The sequence below is a fragment of the Terriglobales bacterium genome, assembly GCA_035937135.1.
Lineage (GTDB): Bacteria > Acidobacteriota > Terriglobia > Terriglobales > Acidobacteriaceae > DASYVL01.
On the sequence record DASYVL010000155.1, the window covers coordinates 1 to 6,679 of the forward strand.

Below are 6,679 nucleotides of genomic sequence, written 5' to 3' on the forward strand. Positions count from 1 at the left end.
AGTACCGGGAAGACCTCGCCCTGGTTGCGGCAGACCTCGACAACCGGGCGGGGCGCACTTGGCGTCCGCTGGCCGACACCGCGGTGGCCGCGCAGATCCTCTACGGGACGCCGTCGGAATGGTCGTCCTGGCGGCGCGGCGTGGATTTCTACGACGAAGGCGACCTCATCTGGCTGGAGGCCGACGTCACCATCCGGCAGCTCACTCACGGCCAGCGCTCGCTCGACGACTTCTGCCACCGCTTCCACGGCGGGCAGAGCGGCCCGCCGGCACTCAAGACCTACACCTTCGACGACGTGGTCGCGACACTCAACGAGGTGGCGCCCTACGACTGGAAAGCATTCCTCACGGCACGGCTGAACTCCACCAGCCCACGTGCGCCGCTGGGCGGGATCGAGGGCGGCGGCTGGAAGCTGGTGTACAACGAGACGCTGCCCGGGCAGCAGCAGGCGCGGGAGAGCGCCAAGCAGTACATTGACGTCAGCTACTCGCTGGGCTTCCGCATGAGCGCGGAGGGAGCGGTGCTCGACGTCCTCCCAGGAACTCCAGCGGCTGAGGCCGGCTTGGCGCCAGGGGCGAAGATCCTGGGCGTGGACGGCCACCGCTGGACGCACTCCCGCTTCCCCAACCTGTTGCGCGAAGCCATCCGTGCGGCCAAGGGACGCTCCGAACCGCTGCGGCTGCTGGTGGAGAACGCCGACTACTACAAGACCATCGAGATCAACTACCACGGCGGCGAGCGCTATCCCCATCTGGAGCGCGATGCGTCCAAGCCCGACCTGCTGGGAGAGATCATCAAACCGCACGCGACAAGCGGACCCTAGTGTCTAGAAACTCTATGAGTTGGGCATGTCCGCGGTGTGATCGGACCTTTCGTCAGGTCAATCAACGTCACGCGTGCGGGGTCGGCAGCGCTGCTACCTTGCTCAAAAGTAGGCCACCGGCACTTGCCGATCTCTACCGGAAACTCGAGACCACCGTTAGGGGCTTTGGCGACGTGGAGGTAGTCACACGTAACCGGTACGCGCTGTTTCGGACGACACGCATCTTTGCGGACCTGACGGTAATGCGGGATGCGTTGCGCGTGGTGATTCACCTCGGCCGCAAGGCCGGCGCACCATACTTCATCAAAATCGCGCAGGGCGGCAACCGCGTCTCACACGTCGCCCTTGTCCGGACCGCCGAGGACCTACGCACGATCATTCCGTTTTTGCGTGAAGCGTTCGACCTCGCCGTGAGTGAAGAGTCATAAACAACTTAATCCTCTATTCCTCGGTGATCCCAGCGAAGAGGTCGGTCTCGTTCTCCATCTTGCGCGGCGTGTTGGCGGCCGCCAAGTGGAAGAACTCCGACTGGCCGCGGGCGCGCACGGCCGCCTCGAAGCGCGGGAACAGAGGCGCCTGGCTGGTGTGGGAGCGGAAGGCGGCGATCTTGGTCTCGACGTGCTCGGCGATGTCAATCACGGCGGTGGCCGGCGGCAACGACACTGGCTGGCGGTCGGGCAGGGTGAACAGCGCCGTGGCGTAGTAGAGCTTTTGCGGACGATGCGGCGCCACGCCGTCCGAGAGCTGCTCGCGGTAGCGGTCGGTGCGCCCCGCCGAGTGGAAGGCCATGGTGGCGAAGAGTGAGACCATGGCGTGGTCGGTGTGGCCGGTGATTGCGCCCTCGGGGCCGAAGGTCATGATCACCTGCGGGCGGATCTTGCGGACGCGCGCCGTAAGGCCGGCGACCACGGTGCGGTAGTCCACGCGGTCGAGGCCGCCGTCGGGATAGTCGAGCACCTCACCGCAGGTGATCTTGAGAAGTTCGCAGGAGGCGGCGAACTCCTTGCGCCGCATGGCGGCCAGCTCCTCACCCGATGCCGTGCCGCCGCGGTTGGTGGCCGCCTGGCCCGGCGTCAAGCAGATGACGTAGGTTTCCACACCGCTCAGCCGGTAGCGCAAGAGCGAGCCGCCGAAGCCGCCAGCTTCGTCATCGGGATGAGCGGTCACGCACAGCAGCCGTCGCACAGTCCGTCCCTCCGGGAAAAACTCTGTTTACGCTGAGACGAGATGCCCGGCTCCGGGCCTCCGCTTCATTTAATCATGGCGGAGCGGGAGGGCGGTACCTTCGGCGTCCTCGGCGTCTTGTTCCTGCAGCATGAACTCCATAAGCTCTTGCGGGCGGGTGGAGTCCCACACGGGCGCGAAGGACTGCCGGTGCATGGGCGAAGGCCCGTGCAAGGCCAGGCTCTCGAGGTGTTGCGGAGTGCCGTAGCCTTTGTGCGCCGCCAAACCGTACTGGGGAAAGACGCCGTCCCATTGGCGGAGCAGGCGGTCGCGCTCGACTTTGGCGAGGATGGAGGCGGCAGCCACGGAGGCGCTGCGGGCGTCGCCGTGAATGATGCGCGTCTGCGAGCAGGCCCAGTCGAGGACCATGGCGTCCACCAGCAGGTGGTCGGGGGCGGGTGCGAGCTGGGCGACGGCCTGGCGCATGGCCAGCCGCGAGGCTTGATAGATGTTGATGCGGTCGATCTCGGCGGCGTCGACTTCGGAGACGGCGCAGCCGAGGGCGCGTTCGCGGATGCGCTCCGCCAGCGCCTCGCGAACTTTCTGGGAAATCAGCTTCGAATCGCGCAGACCGCGGATGGGGCGCTCCGGGTCGAGGATGACGGCCGCAGCCACCACGGGGCCGAAGAGCGAGCCGCGCCCGGCCTCGTCCACGCCGGCCACGCGGCGCGCGCCAGCCTGCCACGCCTGGCGCTCAAAGCGCAGGGTGCAGCGGAGTCTCTTGAGGAAACGAAGTTTTCGGGCGGCGGGAGAGAGGGAATCACCTTCGAGTTGGAGTCTGGCTGGCGCCAAGGCGACGCGGTGCAGGTTGCTGGTGCACAGTGTCGCCCGGATCCAGGAATCCTGCAACGGAAATCACTTACTCGGCGCGCTCGACCTCGCGCAGGCGGGCGGCCTTGCCCTTGAGGCCGCGCAGATAAAAGAGGCGCGCGCGGCGGACGCGTGAGGAACGCACCACTTCCACCTTGTCGATGACCTTGGAATGCAGCGGGAAGATGCGCTCCACGCCCTGTCCGAAGCTCACCTTGCGCACGGTGAAGCTGCCGTGGGGGCCACGGCTGCGCGCGATGACGGTGCCCTCGAAGGCCTGCAGGCGTTCCTTGTCGCCTTCCCGGATCTTTACGTGGACGCGGACGGTGTCGCCCGCGGCGAACTCCGGCAGGTCGGTGCGCCGCAGTTTGGCGGCAATCTTTTCCATGATGGCGTTCTGAGACATTGTGTCGTTCCTCTCGTTCTAAAGTTTTTCTTGCCGGATCCCGGCCAGCAGGCTCCGGTCTTCCTCGCTGAGCGCAGCCCCCTGAAGCAGTTCGGGGCGGTTGCGCAGCGTCTTCTCCAGCGTGCGACTGCGACGCCAGCGGCGGATCTGGTCGTGGTTGCCCGAGACCAGCACCTCCGGCACCCCCAGCCCGCGAAACTCCGCCGGCCGCGTGTAGTGCGGGTAATCCAGCAGCCCGCCGGAGCTGCAAGTCGAATTCGGACCCGCTCCTGGCACAGATGCCGCCGGATGCGTCCCGGTAAAGCTTTCCTGCCGCGCCGAAGCCTCGTTCCCCAGCGCCCCGGGAATCAGCCGGGTGACTGCATCCACGACGATGGCGGCAGCCAGCTCGCCGCCGCTGAGCACGTAGTCGCCGACCGAAATCTCGCGGTCGGCCAGAAACTCGCCCACGCGCTCGTCCACGCCCTCGTAGCGGCCACAGATCAAAGTCAAACGCTCCAGTCCCGCCAGCCGCTCCGCCATGCTCTGGTGGAACAACTGGCCCTGCGCCGAGAGCAGCACCACCGATTCCTTCGCCGCGCCCGACAGCCGCGCCTCCCGCGGCGCCACCTGCAATGACTCGGCGCACTCGAAGATGGGTTCGGGCTTGAGCACCATCCCTTCGCCGCCGCCGAAGGGCCGGTCATCCACGGTGCGGTGCCGATCGTGGGCAAAAGCCCGGAGGTCGTGCACTGCAACCGTAACCAGTTTCGCCTCGCGCGCCCGGCGCACGATGCCGTGCTCCAGAGGCCCGCGAAAAAACTCGGGGAAAATCGTAAGAATCTCGAACGTCATTTTGTGCGGCCGCTCCAGTCGCCCGCGCGCCCGGCGTCCCGCTGCGCCCGCTTCTCCTCGTCCGTCAGCGGCGCTCCAATCTCCAGCATCCCCGGCGGCAGCCGCAGCGCTACGCGTCGAAGCTCCACGTCCACGTTCTCCACGAACTCGGCGGCGAAGGGGATCAGGTGCTCCCCGGCCTCCGACTTTACCTGCAGCAGCGGCGCCTCACCGGCGCCGAACTGAACTTCGGCAATCACTCCCAGCGAGTGCCCGCGGTCGAGCACCTCACAGCCGATCAGGTCACTGACGTACGCCGCGTCCTGGGGCAGCGGTGCGCGCTCCTCGCGTGGGATCTGGAGCTCGCAGCCGGCGAGCGCCTGAGCCTGCTCGATGGAATCCACGCCGCGGAACTTCAAAACCACGCGGCCCTTGTGGAGCCAGTGCGCTTCCAACTCCAACTCGCGGCGTCCGCTCGCATCCGCCACAAACAACTTCCGGCGCTCGGCAAAGCGCTCGGGAAAATCGGTGAGAAGCTCGGCGGCCACTTCGCCGCGGCGTCCCTGGCTGCGGACCACGCGAGCCACGGTGACGAAGTCGCTCTCCGCCACCTTATTCCAGGATCTCCAGAGTGATGCGTTTGTGCAGCTTCATGCCCGCCGCTCCCAGGATGGTGCGCAGGGAGCGCGCGGTGCGTCCCTGCTTACCGATGACCTTGCCCAGGTCGTTGGGACCGACGCGCAGCTCCAGCACCGTGCCCTGCTCGTCCTCCACCGTTTGCACGGAAACCTGTTCCGGCTCGTCGACCAGCGCTTTCGCGATCTGCTCGACCAACATCCGGATATCCCCACCCTGCTCGCTGGTCATACGCGACTCCTGGAATGGCGTGGGGCCGGCCCTTGGGATGTCTCCGCGGAAGAAGCTTCTTAGGCGGCCGTTCCCGCAGGGGCGGGCACGGGTTTCAAGAGCAGCTTGCCGACTCTTCCGGACACCTGCGCGCCCTTGGACTGCCAATACTCGATGCGGTCGCGCTTCAGCTCGACCTGAGCCGGGCTGGTGCGGGGATTGTACGTCCCCACCACCTCCAGCGCGCGGCCGTTGCGCGCACGCTCCTTCTCGATGACGACGATCCGATAATGAGGCTGCTTGCGGGCGCCAACGCGCGCCAGCCGTATCATTAACACTGTAAGAGTTCTCCCTTTCCTGCGGTTTCCCGAGAGTTAAGACAATCGTCGATTATCCCGTAAATACTGGCGTTTTGCAACTGCGGCGCTAGGGGAGGCGCAGGCGTTCCAGCAGCTCGGCGGGCTCGGCGCGGCGCATGTGGTCGGCGTCGGCGAAGGCGTAGAGCACGGCGCCGTCGTGCTCCAGGATGTAGGTGGCGGGGAGGGGCAGCTCCCAGGATAGGTCGCCGTTCGAGTTCGGCAGGTTGATGAAGATGCTGCGGTAGAGCTGCTCCAGCTCCTGCGGCAGGCGGTACGCCAGCCCGAACTGGCGCGCCACACGGTTGCCGGGGTCGCTGAGGACGGGAAAGCGGAGCTCATGCTGGTCGGCGGTGAAGCCGGAGTGCTTCGGGGTCTGCGGCGAGATGGCGACCAGCGACGCTCCTGCCTCATGGATCTGTGGCAGGACAGCCTGGAGGGACTCCAGCTCCGCCACGCAGTACGGACACCAGCGCCCGCGGTAGAAGCTGATAACCAGCCGGCCGCGGGAGAGGGCATCCGCCGAGCGGAAAGTCTTGCGGTTGCCATCCGCCAACTCGAACTCCGGCGCGTTCGCGCCTACAGGCAGCACGCGCTCGGCAATTCCGGACTGGCGCAGCTCCTCGATGGCCCGTTCGGTGATGGCGAGCTTCTCCGCCGGGACGTAGGCTCGAGTGTTCGCCTGGATCTCCTCCAGGCGCGCGCGCAGGGTGGCGTGCGCCGTGGTTTCCACTTCCGGATTGGAGCCGCGCCACTTCAAGAGGGAGAGATTACCTTTGCCTCATCATCCCCGCGAGTCCGCGGCCGAAGCCGGGCTTGCCCATGGACTTGAACATCTTGCGCATCTGGGCGTACTGGCGCAGCAGGTGGTTCACCTGCTGGACGGTGGTGCCGGAGCCGCGCGCGATGCGCTTGCGCCGGCTGCCGTTGATGACCTCGTGGTGCTCGCGCTCGTGGGCCGTCATGGAGTTGATGATGGCCTCCACGCGCAGCAGCTCGCGCTCGTCAATCTGGTCCGCGGCCTTGTTCAGTCCCTGAAAGGGGCCGACGCTGGGCAGCATCTTGGCGATGCTGGAGAGTGACCCGAGCTTCTTCACCTGGCGCAGCTGGTCGCGAAAATCTCCGAGCGAGAAGCCGCCGCCGGTGATGGCTTTGGCGGCGAACTCCGCCGCCTTCTTCTTGTCGATGTGTTCTTCCGCCTTCTCGATGAGGGAGAGGACATCGCCCATGCCCAGGATGCGGCCGACAATGCGGTCGGGATGAAAAGGCTCGAGGGCGTCGTACTTCTCGCCTACGCCCAGGAACTTGATGGGCTGGCCGGTGACGTGGCGGATGGAAAGCGCGGCGCCGCCGCGGGCGTCGCCATCCATCTTGGTGAGGATGACGCCGGTGAGCGCGAG

Annotated in this window: 11 protein-coding genes; 2 read left to right on the forward strand and 9 right to left on the reverse strand. The window is 66.5% G+C overall.

Annotation, left to right across the window (positions count from 1 at the left end; translation table 11 throughout):
* Positions 1-824 (forward strand): PDZ domain-containing protein (locus VGQ94_09175; protein ID HEV2022689.1); only part of this gene is annotated, 824 nt, incomplete at its 5' end.
* 14 nt (positions 825-838) lie between these two features.
* Positions 839-1,252, forward strand: a complete 414-nt coding sequence (locus VGQ94_09180) for a DUF5655 domain-containing protein (protein ID HEV2022690.1) — start codon at positions 839-841, stop codon at positions 1,250-1,252.
* Positions 1,253-1,265: 13 nt separating this feature from the next.
* Here the strand turns inward: VGQ94_09180 and VGQ94_09185 are convergent, their stop codons facing one another.
* From VGQ94_09185 to VGQ94_09225, 9 genes are all read right to left on the reverse strand, one after another.
* Positions 1,266-2,009, reverse strand: a complete 744-nt coding sequence (locus VGQ94_09185) for a PIG-L family deacetylase (GenBank protein HEV2022691.1) — start codon at positions 2,007-2,009, stop codon at positions 1,266-1,268.
* A 69-nt stretch (positions 2,010-2,078) separates the two neighbouring features.
* Positions 2,079-2,840, reverse strand: coding sequence for a ribonuclease HII (locus VGQ94_09190; GenBank protein ID HEV2022692.1), 762 nt, complete (start codon positions 2,838-2,840; stop codon positions 2,079-2,081).
* 67 nt (positions 2,841-2,907) lie between these two features.
* Positions 2,908-3,246 (reverse strand): 50S ribosomal protein L19, encoded by a 339-nt coding sequence (rplS, locus tag VGQ94_09195; GenBank protein ID HEV2022693.1) that lies wholly within the window; start codon positions 3,244-3,246, stop codon positions 2,908-2,910.
* Positions 3,247-3,282: 36 nt separating this feature from the next.
* Positions 3,283-4,098 (reverse strand): tRNA (guanosine(37)-N1)-methyltransferase TrmD, encoded by an 816-nt coding sequence (trmD, locus tag VGQ94_09200; protein HEV2022694.1) that lies wholly within the window; start codon positions 4,096-4,098, stop codon positions 3,283-3,285.
* Positions 4,095-4,688, reverse strand: coding sequence for a ribosome maturation factor RimM (gene rimM, locus VGQ94_09205; protein ID HEV2022695.1), 594 nt, complete (start codon positions 4,686-4,688; stop codon positions 4,095-4,097). The genes trmD and rimM overlap by 4 nt, the downstream gene beginning before the upstream one ends.
* A 1-nt stretch (position 4,689) precedes the next feature.
* Positions 4,690-4,944: a KH domain-containing protein gene (locus VGQ94_09210; protein HEV2022696.1), complete on the reverse strand. Its 255-nt coding sequence runs from the start codon at positions 4,942-4,944 to the stop codon at positions 4,690-4,692.
* 59 nt (positions 4,945-5,003) lie between these two features.
* Complete coding sequence (rpsP, locus tag VGQ94_09215) at positions 5,004-5,255, reverse strand: 30S ribosomal protein S16 (GenBank protein ID HEV2022697.1); 252 nt, start codon at positions 5,253-5,255, stop codon at positions 5,004-5,006.
* A 94-nt stretch (positions 5,256-5,349) separates the two neighbouring features.
* Positions 5,350-6,039 (reverse strand): peroxiredoxin-like family protein, encoded by a 690-nt coding sequence (locus VGQ94_09220; protein ID HEV2022698.1) that lies wholly within the window; start codon positions 6,037-6,039, stop codon positions 5,350-5,352.
* A gap of 10 nt (positions 6,040-6,049) precedes the next feature.
* The coding region (locus VGQ94_09225; GenBank protein ID HEV2022699.1) for a signal recognition particle protein at positions 6,050-6,679 on the reverse strand (630 nt) is incomplete at its 5' end.

What these genes read in the sequence shown, in the direction of transcription:
- rpsP (HEV2022697.1), bottom strand. Translation starts at nt 5,255, where the DNA reads ATGATACGGCTGGCGCGCGTTGGCGCCCGCAAGCAGCCTCATTATCGG.
- VGQ94_09210 (HEV2022696.1), bottom strand. Translation starts at nt 4,944, where the DNA reads ATGACCAGCGAGCAGGGTGGGGATATCCGGATGTTGGTCGAGCAGATC.
- trmD (HEV2022694.1), bottom strand. Translation starts at nt 4,098, where the DNA reads ATGACGTTCGAGATTCTTACGATTTTCCCCGAGTTTTTTCGCGGGCCT.
- VGQ94_09180 (HEV2022690.1), top strand. Translation starts at nt 839, where the DNA reads ATGAGTTGGGCATGTCCGCGGTGTGATCGGACCTTTCGTCAGGTCAAT.
- rplS (HEV2022693.1), bottom strand. Translation starts at nt 3,246, where the DNA reads ATGGAAAAGATTGCCGCCAAACTGCGGCGCACCGACCTGCCGGAGTTC.